Annotated in this window: 19 protein-coding genes and 1 pseudogene; 17 read left to right on the forward strand and 3 right to left on the reverse strand. The window is 66.9% G+C overall.

Features of this window, described 5'->3' with window-relative positions; all coding sequences use genetic code 11:
• Positions 1 to 4: 4 nt before the first annotated feature.
• The 3 genes and pseudogenes from mobA to H276_RS0102865 all read left to right on the forward strand — a co-directional run bounded on the left by mobA (position 5) and on the right by H276_RS0102865 (position 2570).
• Positions 5 to 577, forward strand: coding sequence for a molybdenum cofactor guanylyltransferase (mobA, locus tag H276_RS0102855; RefSeq protein ID WP_026356524.1), 573 nt, complete (start codon positions 5 to 7; stop codon positions 575 to 577).
• A 1037-nt stretch (positions 578 to 1614) separates the two neighbouring features.
• A pseudogene (locus H276_RS0102860) lies at positions 1615 to 1865 on the forward strand (transglycosylase family protein); the annotation flags it as partial.
• Positions 1866 to 2087: 222 nt separating this feature from the next.
• Complete coding sequence (locus H276_RS0102865) at positions 2088 to 2570, forward strand: transglycosylase family protein (protein WP_026356525.1); 483 nt, start codon at positions 2088 to 2090, stop codon at positions 2568 to 2570.
• A 4-nt stretch (positions 2571 to 2574) separates the two neighbouring features.
• Here the strand turns inward: H276_RS0102865 and H276_RS0102870 are convergent, their stop codons facing one another.
• On the reverse strand, positions 2575 to 3723 hold the full coding sequence (locus H276_RS0102870; RefSeq protein ID WP_019969798.1) for an FAD-dependent oxidoreductase: 1149 nt from the start codon (positions 3721 to 3723) through the stop codon (positions 2575 to 2577).
• A 116-nt stretch (positions 3724 to 3839) separates the two neighbouring features.
• On the opposite strand from H276_RS0102870, the gene H276_RS0102875 reads away from it, so the two are divergent.
• The 13 genes from H276_RS0102875 (at position 3840) to proB (ending at position 20444) form a co-directional block, all read left to right on the forward strand.
• Positions 3840 to 5816 (forward strand): S9 family peptidase, encoded by a 1977-nt coding sequence (locus tag H276_RS0102875; RefSeq protein WP_019969799.1) that lies wholly within the window; start codon positions 3840 to 3842, stop codon positions 5814 to 5816.
• A 10-nt stretch (positions 5817 to 5826) separates the two neighbouring features.
• On the forward strand, positions 5827 to 7113 hold the full coding sequence (locus tag H276_RS0102880) for a trans-acting enoyl reductase family protein (RefSeq protein WP_051111378.1): 1287 nt from the start codon (positions 5827 to 5829) through the stop codon (positions 7111 to 7113).
• A gap of 67 nt (positions 7114 to 7180) precedes the next feature.
• On the forward strand, positions 7181 to 7798 hold the full coding sequence (locus tag H276_RS0102885) for a DUF937 domain-containing protein (protein ID WP_019969801.1): 618 nt from the start codon (positions 7181 to 7183) through the stop codon (positions 7796 to 7798).
• Between the two features lie 97 nt (positions 7799 to 7895).
• The gene (locus H276_RS0102890; RefSeq protein WP_019969802.1) at positions 7896 to 10547 is read left to right on the forward strand and encodes a valine--tRNA ligase; all 2652 of its coding nucleotides are present in this window, start codon (positions 7896 to 7898) and stop codon (positions 10545 to 10547) included.
• Complete coding sequence (locus H276_RS0102895) at positions 10544 to 11977, forward strand: folylpolyglutamate synthase/dihydrofolate synthase family protein (protein WP_019969803.1); 1434 nt, start codon at positions 10544 to 10546, stop codon at positions 11975 to 11977. The genes H276_RS0102890 and H276_RS0102895 overlap by 4 nt, the downstream gene beginning before the upstream one ends.
• Positions 11978 to 12015: 38 nt before the next feature.
• Positions 12016 to 12360 carry a DUF4233 domain-containing protein gene (locus H276_RS22485; RefSeq protein WP_019969804.1) on the forward strand — a complete coding sequence of 115 codons (345 nt, stop codon included), beginning with the start codon at positions 12016 to 12018 and terminating at the stop codon, positions 12358 to 12360.
• 55 nt (positions 12361 to 12415) lie between these two features.
• A complete protein-coding gene (locus H276_RS0102905; protein WP_019969805.1) occupies positions 12416 to 13159 on the forward strand; it encodes a carbonic anhydrase in 744 nt (247 codons plus the stop codon).
• Between the two features lie 24 nt (positions 13160 to 13183).
• Entirely contained in the window at positions 13184 to 13606 is a 423-nt protein-coding gene (gene ndk / locus H276_RS0102910) for a nucleoside-diphosphate kinase (RefSeq protein ID WP_019969806.1), read from the forward strand.
• A 290-nt stretch (positions 13607 to 13896) separates the two neighbouring features.
• Positions 13897 to 16959: an Rne/Rng family ribonuclease gene (locus H276_RS0102915; protein WP_026356528.1), complete on the forward strand. Its 3063-nt coding sequence runs from the start codon at positions 13897 to 13899 to the stop codon at positions 16957 to 16959.
• Between the two features lie 163 nt (positions 16960 to 17122).
• Positions 17123 to 17434 carry a 50S ribosomal protein L21 gene (gene rplU, locus H276_RS0102920; protein ID WP_003879728.1) on the forward strand — a complete coding sequence of 104 codons (312 nt, stop codon included), beginning with the start codon at positions 17123 to 17125 and terminating at the stop codon, positions 17432 to 17434.
• A gap of 47 nt (positions 17435 to 17481) precedes the next feature.
• Complete coding sequence (gene rpmA, locus H276_RS0102925; RefSeq protein WP_018599244.1) at positions 17482 to 17748, forward strand: 50S ribosomal protein L27; 267 nt, start codon at positions 17482 to 17484, stop codon at positions 17746 to 17748.
• 90 nt (positions 17749 to 17838) lie between these two features.
• A complete protein-coding gene (gene obgE, locus H276_RS0102930; protein ID WP_019969808.1) occupies positions 17839 to 19314 on the forward strand; it encodes a GTPase ObgE in 1476 nt (491 codons plus the stop codon).
• Complete coding sequence (proB, locus tag H276_RS0102935; RefSeq protein ID WP_019969809.1) at positions 19311 to 20444, forward strand: glutamate 5-kinase; 1134 nt, start codon at positions 19311 to 19313, stop codon at positions 20442 to 20444. Before obgE ends, proB begins: the two co-directional genes overlap by 4 nt.
• 28 nt (positions 20445 to 20472) lie before the next feature.
• Here proB and H276_RS0102940 read toward each other — a convergent pair whose 3' ends face one another.
• Both H276_RS0102940 and H276_RS0102945 read right to left on the reverse strand, forming a co-directional pair.
• Positions 20473 to 20988, reverse strand: a complete 516-nt coding sequence (locus H276_RS0102940; protein ID WP_026356529.1) for a nitroreductase family protein — start codon at positions 20986 to 20988, stop codon at positions 20473 to 20475.
• 117 nt (positions 20989 to 21105) lie between these two features.
• Positions 21106 to 21948, reverse strand: coding sequence for an NAD-dependent protein deacetylase (locus H276_RS0102945; protein ID WP_019969811.1), 843 nt, complete (start codon positions 21946 to 21948; stop codon positions 21106 to 21108).
• A 101-nt stretch (positions 21949 to 22049) separates the two neighbouring features.
• Between H276_RS0102945 and H276_RS0102950 the strand changes: the two genes are divergently transcribed.
• Entirely contained in the window at positions 22050 to 24101 is a 2052-nt protein-coding gene (locus H276_RS0102950; protein WP_019969812.1) for an NAD(+) synthase, read from the forward strand.
• Positions 24102 to 24108: the final 7 nt, after the last annotated feature.

The following is a 24108-nucleotide window of genomic DNA, read 5'->3' on the forward strand; positions in this document are numbered from 1 at the left end:
AGGCGTGACATCACCCGTGCCGCTGGCTGCCGTCGTCCTTGCGGGTGGAGCGTCCCGCCGTATGGGGCGCGACAAGGCCACACTCCCGTTCGAGGGTTCGACGCTCGTAGAGCGAGTGGTCGCCGCGGTGAGCGCGCGGTGTTCGCCGGTGTTCGTCATCGCGGCGCCCGGCCAACCGCTACCCGCGTTGTCCGCGCAGGTGTTACGCGACGAGATCCGGGGCGTGGGCCCGTTGGTCGCTACCGGTCGTGGCTTGCGTGCGGCGGCCGATGCCGGTCGGGAACTGGCCTTCGTCTGTGCGGTGGATATGCCATACATGTCTGCTGACCTCATCGATGAGCTGGTCGGGCCAGCTGTGCGGCTGCACGCCGACATCGTGTTGCCCTGGGACGGCCGCGACCACTACCTCGCCGGTATCTACCGCAGCGCGCTGACCACCCGCATCGCCGAACTGGTGGCCGCGGGTGAGCGGAGTATGCGGGCCCTGGCCGAATCGGTCGACACCCAGCGGGTGGTGCTGGCCGAACAACGCGCGCTGACCAACGTCAACACGCTCGCAGACCTATCAGCAAATTAGAAATTTGTAGCGTCAGCGGGCTGAATTTACCGTTTCGATATTATTTGGAAATTATTCGTCCATATGTGATGGGCGGGTATTTCACATGATGACTGAGGTAGAGGCCGATGCTCATCCCCACTTCAGCCCAAATATGCTGTAGCCGTTGGCCTTTCGCTGATCAACGTGATCATATCTGTTTCACGGCGATCAGTGCGTATCGGTGGGCAAGTTGTGAAAAGTGGTATTGACCACGGCATCTATGCGAATCCGAGAACCGGGCATGCGCGTGGGCGCCGGTTCATCGTCGACATGATCGATGAAAGTAGTTGTACAGTAAGGTATTAACGCACCGTTGCTGGAACTGACTTAGTGGGGTTGAGCAGCGGATGGCATGGTATCTGTTGTGTGACAACATTATTCGTAACCACCGCGATGGCGGTGCTGCCGCGTCGCCAGCGAACAAATTTGCCCGCCAAACTAGTGTGTAGCACTCCTCCATGGCGATGACCAGTCGTTTTATGCCCACTGACGGGCGATCTGGTCGATATCCACGGGCTTTTCGGGTGGTTCAGGTCACAGAATCGCGGTGATATACCTCACTTTGTCCTGGTAGGACGGTTGACGGTAGATCGACGATAAATGCAGAGTTGACCTGCATAAACGATTCTCTCATCGTCTCGTGATCTGACCGTTATCTTTCCGCGATCGGTTCTAGATCGATATGACTTCTCTTCGAGACCTTTGTACGGTCCCTATCGGCTCCACAACGGAGCAAACAATTCCAAAACCAAGAACCTGCGTGTGAGCGGGGCCGCGGCGGCGAGAACGCCCATGCGGAGGCCAGGTGTCATGCCGGCCGGGCGTTTCGGCCCCCCCTTTCGTGCCTGACCGAGACGGTACGAACCAACCCCTCCGGCCTGTCACAGGCCGCCGCGCCCGCATGAGCGGGCGCGGGTGGCGCGCGCTTGGCGAAAGGATCGAAGTGAAGAACATCCGCAAGACGTTCGGCATGGCCGCTATCGCCGGAGCCCTCGCTGTGGCCCCCATGGCGCTGGCCACCGGCACCGCCAATGCGGACAGTGTCAACTGGGACGCCGTGGCAGCCTGCGAGTCGGGTGGCAACTGGTCGACCAACACCGGCAACGGGTACTACGGCGGCCTGCAGTTCACGCTGGGCACGTGGCGCGCCAACGGTGGCGCCGGCTCGCCTCACAACGCGTCGCGCTCGGAGCAGATCCGGGTCGCCGAGAACGTGCTGCACTCGCAGGGCATCGGCGCGTGGCCGGTGTGCGGCCGTCGCGGCTGATCAGGCGCAAGCCAGACGCTTTCACAGGAGCGGTGCCGGGGTTCGTCCGGCACCGCTCCTTTTTGCTCAGCAGGCCCTTGGGTTGCTCCAGCCTCAAAAAAATCTTCAGCCTCCCCTGTAACGCGTGAATTTGGTCACACGATGCAAACAGTGACCGCACAGATGCAAGATCGTGACCTTGTTGGTGTGGGTCCTGGAGTCGAGGGTCGGGGAAGGACCACGATGAGCACCATCCGTAGCGCATTGACCAGGGTTTTGTGGGTCACTGCCGGCACCGTGGGGCTGATGCTCGCCCCGCTGGCGGCGTCGACAGCGACCGCGGCCGCCGACACCGTCAACTGGGACGCCATTGCCGCGTGTGAATCGGGCGGCAACTGGTCCACCGACACCGGTAACGGTGCCTACGGGGGACTGCAGTTCAAACCGGCCACCTGGGCCGCGCACGGCGGCGTGGGTTCACCGGCCACCGCGTCCCGGGAGGAGCAGATCCGGGTTGCCGAAAACGTCCTGGCCACGCAGGGTCTGGGAGCCTGGCCCAAGTGCGGCGCGCAGGGCGGCGCTCCCGTCGGCTGGAGTGCGCCCGCGCCGGTGGCCACGACGGGCTGCGCGGCTGTTCGTCCCGGCGCGGTGCTGGGGATCCTCGACCTGCGTAGGCTCTGCTCGACCCTGCTGAACCCGCTGGCCTCCCTTGGCGCGCCGCGCTGAGCCGTCAGGGCGCGGCGGTGAACGCTGAGTGCGCCGCGATGGTCGCCAGATGTCGGGTGAGTACGGACTCCGGCACCAGCGCGCTGGCTCGCGTGGCGGCCGCGCCGAGGACGGCGGGCCGCAGATTCACGACGCGGCCGATCAGCCGCGATTCGCGCACGATCATCTCTACACGGCGGCGTCGCAGCGTCGTGAACCGCGCGAAGGCAGTCGCCAGATCGGGCGCCCGGGCCGCCAGACCGCCTAGGATCGCCGCGTCCTCAAGGCCCTGACAGCCGCCCTGACCCAGATGTGGGCGCATCGGATGCGCGGCATCTCCGGCCACCACCACAGGACCGCGGGCCCAGCGCCTGGCCGAGTCGCGGTCGTATAAATCGTTGCGCAGCACGTCGGCGGGATCCGTCGCGGCCAGCAGGGTCGGGATCGGCTCGGCCCACGACGCGAACGTGCGCTGCAGATATGCCAGCTCCCCGCCGGAGCTCGTGGCGCCTTCTGGCGCCCGCTCGGTGGCGAACCAGTAGGTGTGCTCGGCGCCCATCGGCACATGACCCACCTCCACCCCGGCGGCCAGTGTCTCGCCGGCCATGTCGGGGTCGATCCGATGTCTGGCCACGCCACGCCACGCGGTATAGCCGACATAGCGTCGGGCGAGCGGTCCGTTCAGATGGCGTGCCACCACCGAATCGACACCGTCGGCGCCGACCACGGCCGCGGCATCGCGCGCGGATCCGTCTGACAGGGTGACGCGCACACCGTCACCGGTGACCGCGAGCCCGCGCACACCGACGCCGTATTCGACCGTGGCAGGGACCAGCGGTCCTGTCAGGATGTCGGTGAGCTCGGCTCGCCTGATGACGACCAGCGGCTCGCCGAGCGCGCGGATGAACCGTTCGGGTTCAGGGCGTCGCAGCCACGTGCCGTCGTGCCAGCGCGCCGCGCCGGCCGTCACGCGTCCGCCCGCGGCCCGGACCGCGTCGCCGAGGCCGAGCTCGTCGAGCGCCGCCAAGGCGTTGGGCCAGATGCTGATACCCGTCCCCGCCGACGTATCGGCACGGGCTTCGAGCACCCTCACCTGGAATCCCTGACGTTGCAACGCGACTGCGGTGGCCAAGCCGGTGATGCCGGCACCGACGACGAGGATGGACTGTGCCATGGCTCGAATCTAGCCAAACGGGCGTTGAGACCAATTGCAGCATCCAGCAGCTTCGTGCCGATGTCACCGCCCGGTTACCCGGGTGGTCGGCCGTCACGCGGCTACGGTGGGTGAGCATGACCCCGTTTCACGATCTCGACGATTACCTTGCGCTGCCCCGAGTGTCGGGCCTTGCCGTGTCGCCGGATGGTTCGCGCCTGGTTACCACGGTCAGCGTGCTGAATGACAAGCGCACTGAATTCGTCACTGCGGTTTGGGAATTGGATGTCAATGGGCAACAGTCCGCACGGCGGCTGACCCACGGTGCGAAAGGGGAGTCCGCGCCGACATTCACCGGTGCGGGTGATCTGTTGTTCCTGGCGGCGCGTCCGGCGCAGGCGAGCAACGAGGACGACAAGGCGCCTGCGGCATTGTGGCGCTTGCCTGCTGCCGGTGGTGAGGCCGTCGAGATGTTCAGCATGCCCGGTGGGGTCAGCGGTGTGGTCAGCGCGCGGGCTGCGGAGGTCACCGTCGTGACCGCTGCGCTGCTGGCCTCGGCCGAAAGCGTCGCCGAGGACAAGGCGTTGCGGGAGCTGCGCAAGGACACCGCGGTGTCGGCCGTGCTGCACACCGGATATCCGGTCCGGTACTGGGACCACGACCTCGGTCCCGACCAACCGCACCTGCTGGATACCGACGGGCCAACCGATCTCACGACCCATCCCGGGGAGGCGTTGCGCGAGACCACCTTCGACCTCAGCTCCGACGGTGAGTTCCTCGTCACCTCCTGGCACGTGCCCGGGCCCGGGGTGGCCAACCGGTCCGCACTGGTCCGCATCGACCGAGGCGGCGGGACGCCCACCACGATCGCCGAGGAACCCGACGCCGAACTGGAACACCCTGCCATCGCGCCCGACGGCAGTGCGGTGGCATTCACCAGGGAAACCCATTCGACACCTACCGAAGCGCCGCGGATCACGCTGTGCTGCGTGCGCTTCGGTGAAGAACCCGCGGAACTCACCACGAACTGGGATCGCTGGCCGGCCACGGTCGCCTGGACAGCGGACTCGTCGGCGTTGATCGTGACCGCCGACGAGCAAGGGCGTCGGCCGATCTTCACCGTGGACCCGAACAGCGGTGCGGTTGCCAAGCTCACCGACGACGATTACGCCTACACCGACGTGTGCCCGGCGCCGGGCGGAGTCATCTACGCACTGCGCAGCTCCTATGCCGTGCCGCCGCACTCGGTGCGGCTCGATCCCGACGGCACCGTCACGGAGTTGCCGTGCATGGCGCTTCCCGAACTTCCCGGCACACTCACCGAACTGGTCGCCACTGCCGACGACGGGACACCCGTGCGATCATGGCTGACGCTGCCGGAGGGTGACGAGCCGGCCGAATTGGTGCTGTGGATCCACGGGGGGCCGCTGGGCAGCTGGAACATGTGGCACTGGCGGTGGAATCCGTGGCTGCTCACCGCGCACGGTTACGCGGTGCTGATGCCCGATCCGGGGCTGTCCACGGGCTACGGTCAGCAGTTCATCCAACGGGGTTGGGGCGCATGGGGCGCCGAGCCGTACACCGACCTGATGGCCGCCGTCGACGCGGCGTGCGAGCATCCGCGGATCGACGATTCCCGGACCGCCGCCATGGGTGGTTCGTTCGGCGGCTACATGGCCAATTGGATCGCAGGGCAGACCGACCGGTTCGACGCGATCGTCACCCACGCCAGCCTATGGGCGCTCGACCAGTTCGGGCCGACCACCGATAGCGCGTTCTGGTGGGCGCGCGAGATGACACCCGAAATGACACAACGCAATTCACCGCACCGGTATGTCGGCCAGATTCACACGCCGATGCTTGTCATCCACGGGGACAAGGACTATCGCGTGCCCATCGGCGAAGCCCTGCGGCTCTGGTACGAGCTGCTGTCCGCCTCTGGGCTGCCCGCCGACGAGAACGGTCAGAGCTCGCATCGCTTCCTCTATTACCCGACGGAGAACCACTGGGTGTTGGCGCCGCAACACGCCAAGATTTGGTACCAGGTGGTGACGGCGTTCCTCGGCCAGCATCTGCGCGGTGAAGACATTCAGCTACCTGATCTGCTCGGGTAGCGTCAAGGTGGTGACGCAGCGTGAGTTCGACCTGGTGCTGTACGGGGCGACCGGGTTTGCCGGCAAGCTCACCGCCGAATACCTGGCCCGAGCCGGCGGAGCGGCGCGTATCGCCCTCGCGGGCCGATCGGAGGACCGGCTGCGGGCGGTCCGCGACACCCTCGGTGCGGGGGCCCGGGATTGGCCGTTGTTGACGGCTGACGCATCGGCACCGTCGACCCTGGCCACGATGGCCGCCCGCACCCAGGTGGTGGTGACGACCGTCGGGCCCTACACGAAATACGGTCTGCCGTTGGTGGCCGCATGCGCCGCGGCCGGAACCGACTACGCCGACCTGACCGGCGAGACCATGTTCGTCCGCGACAGCATCGATCATTACCACAAGCAGGCCGTCGAGACCGGCGCGCGCATCGTGCATTCGTGCGGATTCGACTCCGTCCCATCCGATCTCACCGTCTATGCGCTGTATCGGAGGGCCGCGGACGACGACGCGGGTGAACTCGGCGACACCGATCTGGTGGTACGTACGATCTCCGGAGGCGTTTCGGGCGGCACGGTGGCCTCGTTTGTGGAGATCATGCGTACGTCCTCGCGGGATCCTCAGGCCCGCCGACTGATGAACGATCCGTACACGCTGAGCCCGGATCGCGGCGCCGAACCGGAACTCGGTGCCCAGCCCGACGTGCGGTGGCGCCGGGGTGGCGAGATCGCACCGGAGCTGGCGGGCTACTGGACGGGTGCGTTCGCGATGGCGGGGCCGAACACCCGAATCGTGCGCCGCACCAACGCTCTACTGGACCATGCGTATGGACACCGCTTCGCCTACGCCGAGCAGATGAGCCTGGGCCGATCACTCATCGCCCCGGTGGCAGCCGCGGCGATCACCGGGTCCAACGCGGCGGCCATGGGTTTGGGCGGCCGGTACTTCGACCGGTTGCCCGCCGCGCTTGTCGAACGGCTGGTGCCCAAACCCGGCACCGGTCCCAGCGAACAAACCCGCATGCACGGGCACTACCGCGTCGAGACCTACACCAGGACCACCTCGGGTGCGCGCTACGTGGCGACGATGGCCCAGCAGGGCGACCCCGGATACCAGGCGACCTCGGTGCTGCTCGGAGAGTGCGGGCTGGCCTTGGCGTTGGACCGTGACAGGCTGTCCGACCTGCGTGGCGTGCTGACTCCAGCGGCAGCGATGGGTGACGCGTTGCTGGCCCGATTCCCCGCCGCCGACGTGCAGTTGGAGACCACCGCACTGCCCCGAGCCGAATCGTCCGGGTCAAGCGGAACACCTGTGTAACAAGATCAATTCGACTAGTGTCGTCGAAGAGCACTTCATCAACGCCAGCAACGAAAGTGGGAACAATATGGCCGATCTCGACGACCTCTTCGCACAGATTCCTGTAGCGGAGATTGCGAGCAAGCTGGGCGCCGATGAAGGTGAGGTGAACAACGCCATCAAGACGTTGGTTCCCACGCTCCTCGGCGGTGTGCAGCAGAACGTGCAGTCCGACAACATCGACTCGAGCAACCTGGAATCTGCGGTCACCGCGCAGGCCGCGAGCGGTCTGCTCGACGGCGGCGTGAAGGTAGACGACGTGAACCAGAAGGAGGGCGACCAGATGGTCGCTCACATCTTCGGTGGCAACGACAGTGGGCAGGTGGCCTCGGCCCTTGCCGGTACCGGCGCCGGCGGTGGAGACCTCATCAAGAAGCTGCTGCCGATCCTGGCCCCGATCGTGCTGGCCTACATCGGCAAGCAGTTCGCGCAGAAGAACGCGCCTGCCGAGCCTGCTGCCCAGGCATCCGGCGGCGGGCTCGGCGACATCCTCGGCAGCATCCTGGGCGGGGCCGGCGCGGGCGGTGGCGGCGCCGCGAACAATCCGCTGGGCAGCATCCTCGGTAGTGTCCTCGGCGGTGGTGGCGGCGGCCAGGGCAACGCCATCGGCGAGATCCTCGGCGGTCTGCTGGGCGGGAAGAAGTAGCCGCGGCGATCGTTTCCGCGCAAGCCCCCGTCGCCAGCGAATGCACCGGCGTCGGGGGCTTTCGCGTATCCGGGCCACTCCTTCCTAGAATGGCGCGGTGACCTCCACCCCTGACAATCGCGCCGACGCCCTCCCCAAGTCCTGGGAGCCGGGTGCGGTAGAAGCCGAGCTGTACCAGGGCTGGGTGGACGCCGGTTACTTCACCGCCGACGCCACGAGTGACAAGCCTGCCTACTCGATCGTGCTGCCGCCGCCGAACGTGACCGGCAGCCTGCACATGGGCCACGCCCTGGACCACACCTTGATGGACGTGCTCACCCGGCGGAAGCGGATGCAGGGCTACGAAGTGCTGTGGCTGCCCGGCATGGACCACGCCGGCATCGCCACCCAGACCCTGGTCGAGAAGCAGCTCGCCACCGACGGCAAGACCAAGGAAGACTTCGGCCGCGAACAGTTCGTCGAGAAGGTGTGGGACTGGAAGCGGGAGTCCGGCGGCACCATCGGTGCACAGATGCGCCGCATCGGCGACGGCGTTGACTGGAGTCGCGACCGGTTCACCATGGACGACGGCCTGTCCCGCGCGGTCCGCACGATCTTCAAGCGCCTGTTCGACGCTGGGCTGATCTACCAGGCCGAGCGTCTCGTCAACTGGTCGCCGGTGCTCCAGACCGCGATCAGCGATCTCGAGGTCAAGTACGAGGACGTCGAGGGCGAGCTCGTGTCGTTCCGGTACGGATCGATGAATGACGACGAGCCCCACATCGTGGTGGCCACCACCCGCGTCGAAACCATGCTGGGCGACACCGCGATTGCCGTGCACCCCAACGACGAGCGGTACCGCCACCTGGTCGGCACCACATTGCCGCACCCTTTCACCGATGCTCGCATCATCATTGTGGCCGACACCCATGTCGATCCCGAATTCGGCACGGGCGCAGTCAAAGTCACCCCGGCACACGACCCCAACGACTTCGAGATCGGCTTGCGCCACCAGCTGCCGATGCCGACCATCATGGACACCAAGGGCCGAATCGCCGACACCGGAACACAATTCGATGGGATGGACCGGTTCGAGGCACGCGTCAAGGTGCGCGAGGCGTTGGCCGAGCAGGGCCGGATCGTCGCCGAGAAGCGGCCCTACCTGCACAGCGTCGGGCATTCGGAGCGCAGCGGCGAGCCCATCGAACCGCGGCTCTCGCTGCAGTGGTGGGTCAAGGTGGAGAGCCTGGCCAAGGCCGCCGGCGACGCGGTGCGCGGCGGCGACACCGTGATCCACCCGCCGAGCCTGGAGCCGCGGTGGTTCTCCTGGGTCGACGACATGCACGACTGGTGTATCTCCCGGCAGCTGTGGTGGGGCCACCGCATCCCGATCTGGCACGGCCCGAACGGCGAGACCGTGTGCGTCGGACCCGACGAGACCCCGCCGGAGGGCTGGGAGCAGGACCCCGACGTGCTCGACACCTGGTTCTCGTCGGCGCTGTGGCCGTTCTCCACCATGGGTTGGCCCGACCACACCGCCGAGCTGGCCAAGTTCTATCCCACCAGCGTGCTGGTCACCGGCTACGACATTTTGTTCTTCTGGGTGGCCCGCATGATGATGTTCGGCACGTTCGTCGGCGACGACCCGGCGATCACGCTCGAGGGCAAGCGGGCCCGTCAGGTGCCGTTCGAAAACGTGTTCCTGCACGGCCTGATTCGCGACGAATTCGGCCGCAAGATGAGCAAGTCGCGGGGCAACGGCATCGATCCCCTCGACTGGGTGGAGAAGTTCGGCGCCGACGCCTTGCGGTTCACCCTGGCCCGCGGCGCGAGCCCCGGCGGTGACCTGTCCATCGGCGAGGACCACGCCCGGGCCTCACGTAACTTCGCCACCAAGCTGTTCAACGCCACCCGGTTCGCGTTGATGAACGGCGCCGCGCCCGCGCCGCTGCCGCCGGCGGCCGAGCTGACCGACGCCGACCGCTGGATTCTGGGCCGGTTGGAAGAGGTGCGGGCCGAGGTCGACGAAGCGCTCGACTCGTATCAGTTCAGCCGGGCCTGCGAAGCGCTGTACCACTTCGCGTGGGACGAATTCTGCGACTGGTACGTGGAACTGGCCAAGGTGCAGCTGTTCGGTGGTTTGCCGCACACCACGGCGGTGCTCGCAGCGGTCCTCGACACGCTGCTCAAGCTGCTGCACCCGGTGATGCCGTTCGTCACCGAGACGCTGTGGAAGACCCTCACCGGCGGCGAGTCGGCGGTGATCGCGGGCTGGCCGGAGCCGTCTGGTTTTGTCCCGGACCCTGTTGCGACACAGCGCATTACCGATATGCAAAAGCTCATCACCGAGGTGCGGCGGTTCCGCAGCGATCAGGGGCTGGCCGACCGGCAGAAGGTTCCGGCCCGGTTGTCCGATACCGCCGCGGCGGGCCTCTCCGAGCAGCTGCCTGCCATCACCTCGCTGGCGTGGCTGACCGAGGCCGGTGACGGGTTCACCCCGTCGGCCGCCGTCGAGGTGCGGTTGTCGCAGACCACCGTCGTGGTCGAGGTGGACACGTCGGGCACCGTCGACGTCGCCGCCGAACGCCGGCGGCTGGAAAAGGATCTGACCGCCGCCCAGAAGGAGATGACCACCACCACCGCCAAACTCGGCAATGACGCGTTCCTCGCCAAGGCGCCCGCCGAGGTGGTCGACAAGATCCGTGGTCGCCGGCAGGTGGCCACCGAGGAGGTCGAACGCATCACCGCGCGCCTGGCCGGTCTGGCATGAGCGAGCCGGTGGCTGACCCGATTCCTTCGCCGGACGAGATTGCCGCGTTGCTTCAGGTTGAGCACCTGCTCGACCAGCGCTGGCCGGAGACCAAACTGGAACCCAGCACCACTCGGATCGTCGCGCTGCTGGAGCTGCTGGGTTCACCGCAACGGGCGTACCCGTCCATCCACGTTGCCGGCACCAATGGCAAAACCTCGGTGTGCCGGATCATCGACACCCTGCTGACCGCGCTGCACCGGCGCACCGGGCGCACCACGAGCCCGCACCTGCAGTCGGCGGTGGAGCGGATTTCCATTGATGGCAAACCGATTTCGCCGGCAAGGTATGTCGAGACCTACCGCGAGATCGAGCCATTCGTCGAGCTTGTCGATCGGCAGTCCGAGGCGGCGGGCGGGCCGAGGATGAGTAAGTTCGAGGTGCTGACGGCGATGGCTTTCGTGGCGTTCGCCGACGCCCCCATCGACGTCGCGGTTGTCGAGACCGGCATGGGCGGGCGGTGGGATGCCACCAACGTCGTCAATGCGCCGGTTGCGGTGATCACCCCGATCGGGATCGACCACACCGACTACCTCGGTGACACGATCGTCGCGATCGCGGGGGAGAAGGCCGGGATCATCACCCGCCAGCCCGACGACCTGGTTCCCTTGGAGATGGACATGTCCACCGTGGCAGTCATTGCCCAGCAGCCACCCGAGGCGATGGAGGTGCTGCTGGCCGAGACCGTGCGCGCCGACGCCGCTGTGGCCCGGGAGAACTCCGAGTTCGCGGTGCTAGGACGCCAGGTTGCGATCGGCGGCCAGATGCTGGAACTGCAGGGGCTTGGCGGGGTGTACCCGGACATCTTCTTGCCGCTGCACGGTGAACACCAGGCGCATAACGCGGCGGTCGCGCTGGCGGCGGTGGAGGCGTTCTTCGGTGCCGGTGCAGACCGCCAACTTGACGTCGATGCGGTGCGAGCTGGTTTCGCGGCGGTGCGCAGCCCGGGTCGGCTGGAGCGGATGCGCAGTGCGCCAACTGTTTTCATCGACGCCGCCCACAACCCCGCCGGAGCGGCAGCCTTGGCCGAAGCCTTGCGGGAAGAGTTCGACTTCCGCTACCTGGTGGGTGTGGTGTCGGTGCTGGCCGACAAGGACGTCGACGGCATCCTGACTGCGCTGGAACCGGTGTTCGATCAGATTGTGGTGACCCACAACGGCTCCCCCCGGGCTCTCGACGTCGAGTCGCTGACCCAGTTGGCCGAGGAACGCTTCGGTCAGGACCGCGTAATCACCGCGGCCACGCTGCCCGACGCCATCGAAACCGCCACCGCCCTGGTGGAGGACGCCGGCGCCGAGGGCGAGGGACTGTCCGGGGCAGGCATGGTGATCACCGGTTCGGTGGTAACCGCCGGCGCTGCACGCAGCTTGTTCGGGAAGGACCCACAGTGAGCACGCCACCTGATCCGTGGAAGAGCTTCCGCGGCGTCATGGCCGGAACCCTGATCCTCGAAGCCATCGTGGTCCTGTTGGCCCTTCCCGTCGTCGCGAACGGCGGCAACGGGCTGACCGTGTGGTCGGGCGGCTACCTGGTGGGCCTGGCGGTGGTTCTCATCCTGATGTCGGGCCTGCAGGGCCGGCCGTGGGCGATCTGGATGAACCTGGCACTGCAGTTCGTGCTGATCGCCGGGGTGGTGATCCATGCTGGAATCGGCTTCATGGGCATCGTGTTCCTGCTGGTCTGGCTGTTGATCCTGTACCTGCGCGGCGAGGTCAAACGGCGACAGGCCAGGGGCCTGCTGCCCGGTCAGCAGGATTCGCCGGAAAAAAGATGACGACACCGGCCGCCGAGGATTGTCAATTATTGACGTCGGCGACGAGAGTGGTGCGGTGGACCTTACATTTTCGCGGCGCCGCTGGTTCGGACTCGCGGGCGTCGGTGCGGCGACAGCACTGGCAGCCTGCGGTAAGCCCGCGTCGGAGGGGAGCGCCGGCACGGTGACCGTTCCGCCCGGGGAGGTGTTCGTCACCGAGACCCCGCGGCCGGTGATCACCAGCCCCGACGTCGCGCTGCAGCAATTGCGCGACGGTAACCGCAGGTTCGTCGACGCCCAGATGCGCAACCCGAACCAGGATCCGGCCAGTCGGCTCTCGTTGTCGAAGTCTCAGCAGCCGTTTGCGGTGGTGCTGAGCTGCTCGGACTCCCGGCTGCCGCCGGAGGTGATCTTCGACCAGGGCCTGGGTGACCTGTTCGTCGCGCGCGTCGCCGGCAACGTCGTCGACGCCTCGTTGCTGGACAGCATCGAGTACGGCGTGGCGCATCTGGGCGCACCTCTGGTGGTCGTCATGGGCCATCAGGACTGCGGTGCGGTGTCGGCCACGCTCAAGACGGTTCAGGACCACAAGGCGCCGGAAGAAGACATGAACGCGTTGGCCGCGGCGATCACGCCGGCCATCACCGTCGCTGAGCAGCGGCAGGGCGATCTTCTGGACAACACTGTGCGGGCGAACGCCGAGCTGTCCAAGGACGCGATCGTGGCGACGTCGGTGATACGTGACCGGCTGAATTCCGGCGCGGTGAAGGTCGTCACCGCCTACTACAGCCTTGATACGGGAGTGGCGACGATCGCGTAATCGGCGGACGGTACGCTATGCGCCGTGACTGAGCGGACCCTCGTGTTGATCAAGCCCGACGGCGTAGAGCGCCACCTGGTCGGGGAGATCATCGGCCGGATCGAACGCAAGGGCCTGACCCTGGCGGCCCTGGAGCTGAAGAACGTCAGCGATGAGCTGGCGCGGCAGCACTACGCCGAGCATGCGGACAAGCCGTTCTTCGGTTCGCTGCTCGAATTCATCACGTCCGGCCCCGTGGTGGCCGCGATCGTCGAGGGCCCCCGCGCGGTGGCCGCATTCCGGCAGCTCGCCGGTGGCACCGACCCGGTGGAAAAGGCCGTGCCGGGCACGATCCGTGGCGACCTGGCCCTGGTGACCCAGGACAACCTGGTGCACGGCTCGGATTCGCCGGAGTCGGCGGCGCGCGAGATCGCCCTCTGGTTCCCCGGAGAATCTGCCGGAGAGTAACTCCGCACGCGGTCTTGGTCGGTATGGCCGCGGTGATGTGGGATACTGGTCGCGGGTGTCCAGCCTCAACCGAGGCTGAATACCCGAATGAAGACTTCGACGAGCGCGACCACCGCAATCCGGTGCGGCGCCGACCGTCCAGCCATCATTCAGCCAGGCACCGGGTGGGTTCACCATTGAGCCGCCCGGAGCGAGACCACAACAAGTCCGGGTGAAGTATCCCGGGCCAATAGCGGAAGCCCTCGCGTGGCCGCGTCACTACGACGCGCCCGGGGGCTTGAGGAGAATACGTGGCCGAAGATGCCCATACCGAAGACCTATCCACCCAGACTCCGCAGCAGGACGGGCTCCCAGAACGCCTGAGGGTCCATTCGCTCGCCCGAGTGCTCGGTACCACGAGCCGGCGGGTGCTCGATGCGCTTGCCGAGTTCGACGGACGCCACCGCAGTGCGCACTCGACCGTCAACAAAGCTGACGCCGAGCGGGTCCGTGCGGCTTTGGCCCCGACTGAATCCGTCGTTCAACCTAGCGTGGTCGACGCCGTTGTGGTCGAGTCCGGGCAGCCGGTGGCGGTGACCGAGTCCGTCGCGGTGTTCGAGATGTCCCCGACAGTCGTCGCGCCGGAACCCGAACCGCCCGCCGAATCTCAGCCCGTGGCGGCCGAACCGGAACCCGAGCCGTCGGAACCTGAGCCGCAGCCCGCGGCAGCCGAGTCTGAACTAGAACCGGAGTCTGAACCCGCGCAGGTCGAGGCTGTCGTGGTGGGTGACGAACCCGAGTCCCGGCTGATCCTGGAGACCGCGAATATCCCCCCGGCTCGTGAAGCGCACACCGAACGTGCGGACTACCTGCCGCTGTTCGTCGCACCCCAGCCGATCGTTTTCGAGCCCGTCGACGTCGACGATGATGATGACGACGACTTCGATGCGTCCTCCGACAGTGAAGCGGATGGCGATTCCGACGAGGATCAGGCTGACCGGCCTGCCGCGCGTCGGCGTCGCCGCGGACGTCGGGGCCGGGGTCGCGGCCGTGGCGAACAGAGCGACGACAACGGTCCGGATACCGACGCCGACACCGATGACGATCAGGCCGAGGGTGACCAGGACTCGGGCGAGGAGTCCGATGACTCGGACGAGGACGGCGACGAGGACAGCACCGGCACCGACGGCGGCACCCGGCGCAGGCGCCGACGCAGGCGTCGCAAGACCGGCTCCGGAGATTCCGACGACGCCGGATCGCCTGACGATCCACCGAACACTGTCGTGCACGAGCGCGCGCCGCGATCCGATCGGTCGGACAAGACTGCCGGGGACGACTCGGAGATCCAGGGCATATCCGGATCGACCCGCTTGGAGGCCAAGCGCCAGCGCCGCCGCGACGGCCGCGACGCGGGGCGCCGCCGCCCACCGATCCTGAGCGAGGCCGAGTTCCTGGCCCGTCGCGAAGCCGTCGAACGCACCATGATCGTGCGTGACAAGGTGCGCACCGAGCCGCCGCACGAGGGCGCCCGATACACCCAGATCGCGGTGCTCGAAGACGGTGTGGTGGTCGAGCATTTCGTGACCTCGGCCGCCTCAGCCTCACTGGTCGGCAACGTCTACCTGGGCATCGTGCAGAACGTGCTGCCTTCGATGGAGGCGGCATTCGTCGATATCGGCCGTGGCCGCAACGGTGTGCTTTACGCCGGTGAGGTGAACTGGGAGGCCGCCGGCCTCGGTGGCGCCAACCGCAAGATCGAGCAGGCCCTCAAGCCCGGCGATTACGTCGTCGTCCAGGTCAGCAAGGATCCGGTCGGGCACAAGGGCGCGAGACTCACCACACAGGTGTCGTTGGCCGGCCGGTATCTGGTGTACGTCCCCGGGGCGTCGTCAACCGGCATCAGCCGCAAGCTGCCCGACACCGAGCGGCAACGCCTCAAAGAGATCCTCCGCGAGGTGGTCCCTTCCGATGCCGGCGTGATCATCCGCACCGCGTCGGAAGGCGTCAAGGAAGACGACATCCGCTCCGATGTGAACCGACTGCAGGAGCGCTGGACGGGGATCGAGGCCAAGGCCACCGAGATCGCCGGCAAGAAGGCCGGCGCGGCCGTCGCCCTCTACGAGGAACCCGACGTGCTGGTGAAGGTCATCCGTGACCTGTTCAACGAGGACTTCTCCGGGCTCATCGTGTCCGGCGACGACGCCTGGGACACCATCAACTCTTACGTGAACACCGTGGCTCCCGACCTGGTGAGCAGGTTGACCAAGTATGAGGCGGCAGGTTCTGACGGAGCGGCCGGGCCCGACGTGTTCGCCGTGCACCGCATCGACGAGCAGTTGGCCAAGGCGATGGACCGCAAAGTCTGGCTGCCCTCGGGCGGCACCCTGGTCATCGACCGCACCGAGGCGATGACCGTCGTCGATGTCAACACCGGCAAGTTCACGGGCTCCGGCGGCAATCTGGAGCAGACGGTCACCCGAAACAATCTGGAAGCCGCGGAGGAGATCGTCCGACAGCTGCGGCTGCGCGACATCGGCGGCATCGTCGTCATCGACTTCATCGACATGGTGCTGGAATCCAATCGCGATCTGGTGCTGCGCCGATTGACCGAGGCGCTGGCCCGGGACCGCACGCGTCATCAGGTCTCCGAGGTGACATCGCTGGGCTTGGTGCAGCTGACCCGAAAGCGGTTGGGAACCGGGCTGGTCGAAGCATTCTCCACGTCGTGCCCGCACTGTGGTGGCCGTGGGATCGTGCTGCACGGTGATCCCGTCGACTCCGCGTCGTCGGGTGGCGGGCGCCAATCCGAGCCCAGCAGTGGTGGTGGACGGCGCAGCAAGCGTGGCAAGAAGGGTGTCAAGCCTGAGGAGGTGCCGGTCGTCAAGGTGCCCGACCACCCGGCCGGAGAACACCCGATGTTCAAGGCCATGGCCGCGGCCAACGGTCGCCTTCACGACGACGAGGCGCAAGACGAGAGCTCCAAGGAGTACGAAGAGCTCGACGACCTCGAGACCACCGAGGACGACAGCGTCGTTACCGAGCCCGGCGACGACACCGCCGAGCAGGTGGCCCGCGAGACCGCCGAGGAAGATCTCGACGACGTCGACGAGAACGACGAGGACTCGGATGAGGATGATGACGACTCGGATGAGGACGAGATCGACCTGGACTCTGATGATGAGGATGTCGACATCGACGATGACATCGACGTCATCGACAATGACTCGACCGACGAGGATTCGGCAGACGACGACTCGGACGATGACGACGGGGATGATGACGAAGAGGTCGAACTTCCGCAGGTGATCACCGTCGCCAGGCGTCCGCGTCGTCGGGCAGCTGCCCGGCCTGCCGGCCCGCCTACCCACGAGTAGCAGCGGTGTACGGGCGGTTTGACCCTCTACCCGCTGGTCACGTACCCTTGACCAGTTGTCGCCAGTGTCTGCAGTCGCAGGCCGGTGACGGCGGGGTACCCCCGCCACCCAAGACCCGCGCACGCACCGACCGGTCGCGCGCGCCCGCAGAGCAGAGGACACGATGGCGACATACGCAATCGTCAAGACCGGTGGCAAGCAGTACAAGGTTGCGGCCGGTGACGTGGTGAAGGTTGAGAAGCTCGACGCCGAGCCGGGCGCATCCGTGTCGCTGCCGGTCGCCCTGGTGGTCGACGGCGCCAACGTCACGAGCAAGGCCGATGACCTGGCCAAGGTCGCCGTGACCGGCGAGGTCCTGGAGCACACCAAGGGTCCGAAGATCCGCATCCACAAGTTCAAGAACAAGACCGGCTACCACAAGCGCCAGGGGCACCGTCAGCAGCTGACCGTGCTCAAGGTCACCGGGATCAAGTGATGAGCCGTCAGGCGAAGAACAGACAATACAGCGCAAGGGGCATCTAGATGGCACATAAGAAGGGCGCTTCCAGCTCACGTAACGGTCGCGACTCCGCGGCACAGCGGCTCGGCGTCAAGCGGTTCGGCGGCCAGGTCGTCAAGGCTGGCGAGATCCTCGTTCGCCAGCGGGGTACTCATTTCCACCCCGGCGTCAACGTCGGTCGCGGCGGCGACGACACGCTGTTCGCGCTGGCCCCCGGCGCCGTGGAGTTCGGCTCCAAGCGTGGCCGCAAGAACGTGAACATCGTTCCCGTTCCGCGCCCGGAGGCCTGAGACATCGAGGATTCTCCGCGAATGTGAAGCAGCTGCGAGTTCTCGACTGAGATTTCGCGATAGCTTCACATTCGACGGAGAGGATGTCCGATGTCCCGGTTTGTCGACCGCGTCGTCATCCACGCGCGGGCCGGTAACGGCGGCAATGGGTGTGCCTCGGTGCACCGCGAAAAGTTCAAACCCCTTGGTGGCCCTGACGGCGGCAACGGTGGTCGCGGCGGCAGCGTCGTCCTCGTTGTAGACCCTCAGGTGCACACCCTGCTGGACTTCCACTTTCATCCGCATGTCGCGGCGCCCTCCGGTAAGCAGGGCGCCGGCAGCAACCGGGACGGCGCATCAGGTACCGATCTCGAAGTCCGCGTACCCGACGGTACCGTCGTGCTCGACGAGGACGGGCGGATGCTCGCCGACCTCGTCGGAGCGGGCAGCCGTTTCGAAGCCGCAGCGGGCGGACGCGGCGGCCTGGGCAATGCCGCGCTGGCGTCCCGGGCCCGCAAGGCCCCCGGCTTCGCGCTGCTCGGTGAGAAGGGCCAGGCCCGCGATCTCACCCTGGAGCTCAAGACCGTTGCCGATGTCGGTCTGATCGGTTTTCCCTCAGCAGGCAAATCCTCACTGGTGTCGGCGATCTCGGCGGCCAAACCGAAGATCGCCGACTATCCGTTCACTACACTGGCGCCCAATCTGGGTGTGGTGTCGGCCGGCGACAACACCTATACCGTGGCCGACGTCCCCGGTCTCATCCCCGGCGCCTCCGAAGGGCGCGGACTTGGCCTGGAGTTCCTGCGGCATCTCGAACGCTGCGCGGTACTCGTGCACGTTGTGGACTGCGCCACAATGGAACCAGGCCGCGACCCGATCTCCGACATCGAGGCGCTCGAGGCCGAACTGGCCGCGTATACCCCGACGCTGCAAGGCGATTCGGCTCTGGGTGACCTGGCCTCGCGGCCGCGGGCGGTGGTGCTCAACAAGATCGACGTTCCGGACGCGCACGAGCTCGCCGACTTCGTCCGCGACGAGGTGGCCCGGCGGTTCGGCTGGCCGGTGTTCGAGGTGTCGACTGTGAGCCGCGCTGGCTTGCGCCCCTTGACCTTTGCGTTGTGGGACATGGTGAAGGCCTACCGCGACGCTCAACCTGAGATCGCAGCGCGACGCCCGGTGATCCGACCCATCGCCATCGATGAGAGCGGGTTTACCGTGGAGTCCGACGGGCAGGGTGGCTTCATCGTTCGCGGGGTGCGCCCCGAACGCTGGATTGCACAGACGAATTTCGACAACGACGAGGCTGTCGGCTATCTCGGTGACCGCCTGGCCCGGCTGGGTGTCGAGGACGAACTGTTCAAGCGTGGTGCGCGGCCGGGTTGTGCCGTGACCATCGGCGATATGACCTTCGACTGGGAACCGCAGACCCCCGCCGGTGTCGACGTGCCGCTGACCGGTCGCGGCACCGACATCCGGCTGGAGCAGACAGACCGCGTCGGAGCGGCCGAGCGCAAGGCTGCCCGCCGCGAGCGGCGCAGTCCGGGCGCGCACGCGAGGAGCAGCAACGAACGAAGCGAAGACGAGTGACGGGCGCACACTCGGCATCCTCTGCTCACCGGGAGGCGATCCGCACCGCGCGCAGCGTCGTCGTCAAGATCGGAACCACCGCGCTCACCACCGCCACCGGGGTGTTCGACGCGGCTCGGTTGGCGTATCTCGTCGAGGCCATCGAGGGCCGGATGAAGGCCGGCTCGGATGTGGTGATCGTGTCCTCGGGTGCCATCGCCGCCGGGATCGAACCGTTGCGGCTGACCAAGCGGCCCACGGACCTGGCCACCAAACAAGCCGCGGCCAGCGTCGGTCAGGTGGCGCTGATCAACGCGTGGAACACTGCCTTCGCCGCCTACAACCGGACTGTCGGTCAGGTGTTGCTGACCGCGCATGACGTTTCGATGCGGGTGCAGCACAACAACGCGCAACGGACCCTGGACCGGCTGCGGGCGCTGCATGCGGTCGCGATCGTCAACGAGAACGACACCGTCGCCACCAACGAGATCCGGTTCGGTGACAACGACCGGCTCTCGGCCCTCGTGGCGCAACTGGTCGGCGCCGACGCCCTGGTGCTGCTGTCCGACATCGACGGCCTCTACGACTCGGATCCCCGAAAAGGCAACGCGCGCTTCATACCTGAGGTCGCTGCGCAGGGTGATCTGGACGGCGTCGTTGCCGGCCGGGGCAGCCACCTGGGAACCGGCGGTATGGCGTCCAAGCTGTCGTCAGCCTTGTTGGCCGCCGATGCCGGCGTGCCCGTGTTGTTGGCGGCGGCGGCCGATGCCGCTGCGGCACTGCGCGATGCATCGGTTGGCACGGTGTTCGCGCCCCGTTCCGAACGGATGTCGGCGCGGCGGTTCTGGGTGCGGTATGCCGCCGAGTCCGCGGGGGCGCTCACTCTCGACGACGGCGCGGTGCGGGCCGTGATCCACCAGCGACGATCGCTGTTGCCGGCCGGGATCACCCAGGTGGCAGGCCGGTTCCACGGCGGGGATGTGGTCGATCTCCGTGCGCCTGACGGGCAGACGGTAGCCCGCGGTGTCGTCGCCTACGAGGCGTCGGAGTTGGCGACCATGATGGGCCGGTCCACCCCGGATCTGCCGGTCGAGATGCGCCGGCCCGCGGTACACGCCGACGATCTGGTCGCCCTCAAGAGAACTCGGTGAGCGCGCTTCGCGAAGCCGGCGGTGGCGGTCACCAGTGGCCCCGGTGCACGACCTCGTCGAACGGACGGCGATTGGGTTTCAGGATGGGCCGGAACGGGCGATCCGCCGGGTACCCGACACCGAGCAGAAACGACACGAGGTGATCGTCGGGCACGCCGAGAATGGCGCGCGCTTTGGGTTGATCACCCACCGATGAATGGCCGGTTCCGATACCGAGATCGGTCGCGGCGATGGTCATCGCCAGCGTCGCCTGGCCCAGGTCGTACTGGTCGATGAGTTTGGTGTGCTCATCGGCAGCTTCCGGGACGACCAGCGCGATCGCGGCCGGCGCCGACGCGATGTGACCGGCGCCGCGCCATACCGTCGAGAGTTCTTGCAGCTGGCCCCGGTCGGTGACGATCACGAAATCCCAGTGCTGCCGGTTCGCCGCGGATGGCGCGCGCCAGCCGGCTTCAGCTATGCGGTTCAGGTCTTGCTCCGAGACCGGATCGGGTAGATAACTCCGCACGTTTCGGCGTGCGCGGATCGCATCCCAGGTTTCCAACTCGAACTCCTTTGCATCGAATGTCAGACAGAACCCACCACCTGACAAAACCACACTGCGGCACCGAGTATTTCGTGCGCCGGCACCGCCGTCACGCGGTGTGCTGTTCCAGCCGGCCTATCCGGGCGATGCCGTCGGGGTAATGGCCAGTTCACCGGCCAGCAGGGTCAGCAGCTCCGAGCAGCCGGCGTCGACCTTCACGGTGGCCAGATCGTCTCCGCGGGTGCGTCCCCGGTTGATGATCGCCACCGGTATCCCCTGTGCAGTGGCGTGGCGGACGAATCGGTAGCCCGAGTACACCGTCAGCGAGGAACCCGCCACCAACAGTGCGTCGCCGGAATCGACCAGTGAATAGGCCTGTTCCACACGGCTTTTGGGGACATTCTCACCGAAATAGACGATGTCGGGTTTGAGCATGCCACCACAGACCGGGCAGTCGACGATGGTGAATGACGACGTGTCGGCCACCACCGCATCGGCGTCGGGGGCCACCGCGATCCCACCGACTGCTTCGTCTCGCTCGAGAAACCCCGGATTGGCGGCCTCCAGCAGCTCGGCCAGCGCGGCACGCGACATGGTGTGACCGCACTCGAGGCACACCACGCGGGCGTAGCTGCCGTGCAGGTCGACCACCGTGCGACTGCCCGCCTTGGTGTGCAGGAGATCCACGTTCTGCGTGACCAGGCCGACGACCACACCGGCGGACTCAAGAGCGGCCAATGCCCGATGCCCGGCGTTGGGCATCGTCTCGTCCATGTGCCGCCAGCCGATGTGGTTGCGGGCCCAGTACCGCTGCCGGAACGCCGGATCGGAGGTGAATTGCCCGATGGTCATCGGGTTGCTCGGCGGCGAGTTCGGACCGCGGTAGTCGGGGATGCCGGAATCGGTGGACATACCCGCGCCGGTCAGCACGGCGACGCGACGGCCCTCCAGCAGGGCGACGAGTTCGGGGGCATCCACCCCCACGAGAATAGGCGCTGGCCCATTCCGGGGACGGTTTGCGACCGCCCGATTGAGCCCGCCGCCCCGCTCCAGGCGCCTCGCGGGTGACAATGAAGGCAATGGACTTCTACTCCGCCTACCGACATGGCTTTGCCCGGGTTGCTGCGTGCACGCTTCACACGGCGTTGGCGGATCCAGCCGCCAACGCCGAATCGGTGCTGAGACTGGCGCAGGCCTGCCACGACGATGGCGTGGCCGTCGCGGTGTTTCCCGAGCTGACGCTGTCCGGCTATTCGATCGAGGACATCCTGCTGCAGGACACGCTGCTGGAATCGGTCGAGGAAGCGCTCGTAGAGATCGTCGCCGCGTCGGCGGTCCTGGCGCCCGTGCTCGTGGTCGGCGCCCCGCTGCGGCACCGGCACCGGATCTACAACACCGCGGTCGTCATCCACCGCGGCGCCGTGCTCGGGGTGGCCCCCAAGTCGTATCTGCCCACCTACCGCGAGTTCTATGAGCGGCGGCAGGTCGCCGCGGGCGACGAGGTGCGCGGCACCGTCCACGTCGCCGGCGCCGACGTACCGTTCGGCGCCGACCTGCTGTTCGTGGCATCGGACCTGCCGGGGTTGGTGCTGCACGTCGAGATCTGCGAAGACATGTTCGTCCCCGTCCCGCCGAGTGCAGAGGCTGCGCTGGCCGGTGCGACGGTGTTGGCCAACCTCTCCGGCAGCCCGATCACCGTCGGCCGGGCCGAGGATCGCTGCCTGCTGGCCCGCTCGGCATCGGCACGCTGCCTGGCCGCATATGTCTACGCCGCCGCGGGCGAGGGTGAGTCCACCACCGATCTGGCCTGGGACGGCCAGACCATGATCTGGGAGAACGGACGCCTGCTCGCCGAGAGCGAGCGATTCCCGCGCGGCGAGCGCCGCTCGGTGGCCGACGTGGATCTGGAGTTGCTGCGTGCCGAACGGCGGCGCATGGGCACCTTCGACGACAATGCTCGCCACCACGGGGTGGTCGTCGACGCCTTCCGGCGTATCGAGTTTCAGCTCGACCCGCCGACAGGCGACATCGGATTGTTGCGCGAGGTCGAGCGATTCCCGTTCGTGCCCTCGGATCCCGAACGGCTGCAACGGGATTGCTACGAGGCCTACAACATCCAGGTGTCCGGTCTGGAGCAGCGGCTCCGCGCGCTGAACTACCCCAAAGTCGTCATCGGCGTGTCCGGCGGGCTCGACTCGACGCACGCGTTGATCGTCGCAGCCCGGGCGATGGACCGGGAAAACCGGCCGCGCAGCGACATTCTCGCATTCACGCTGCCGGGTTTCGCCACCGGCGACCGGACCAAGAACAACGCCATCCGGTTGAGCCGCGCGTTGGGCGTGACATTCGAAGAGATCGACATCAAGCCAACCGCCCAGTTGATGCTCGCCGAGATGGACCATCCGTTCGGGCGTGGCGAGAAGGTCTACGACGTCACGTTCGAGAACGTGCAGGCCGGCCTGCGCACCGATTACCTGTTCCGGCTGGCCAATCAGCGAGGCGGGATCGTGCTCGGCACCGGCGACCTGTCCGAGTTGGCGCTGGGCTGGTCGACCTACGGTGTCGGCGACCAGATGTCGCATTACAACGTCAACGGTGGGGTACCGAAAACGCTGATCCAGCACCTGATCCGGTGGGTGATCTCGTCACGGCAATTCGGAGCCGAGGACTCGGACGTTAACGAGATCCTCCAGTCGGTGCTCGACACCGAGATCACCCCGGAGCTGGTACCCACCGGCGAGGACGAGGAAATCCAGAGTAGCGAGGCCAAGGTCGGGCCCTATGTGCTGCAGGACTTTTCGCTGTACCAGGTGCTGCGCTACGGGTTCCGGCCGTCGAAGGTGGCGTTCCTGTCCTGGCACGCCTGGCATGACGCCGGCCTGGGGGACTGGCCGGCCGGTTTCCCCGAGGACAAGCGACCGGTCTACTCGCTCAAGGAGATCCGGCACTGGCTGCAGGTGTTCGCGCAGCGGTTTTATTCGTTCTCCCAGTTCAAACGATCGGCACTGCCCAACGGGCCCAAGGTGTCGGCCGGCGGCGCACTGTCGCCGCGCGGAGACTGGCGGGCGCCGTCGGACATGTCGGCACGGATCTGGCTCGACGAGATCGAGCGCGACATCCCCGAGGCTTGACGACCCC

Source organism: Mycobacterium sp. 141 (genome assembly GCF_000382405.1).
In the GTDB taxonomy this organism is placed as follows: Bacteria; Actinomycetota; Actinomycetes; order Mycobacteriales; family Mycobacteriaceae; genus Mycobacterium.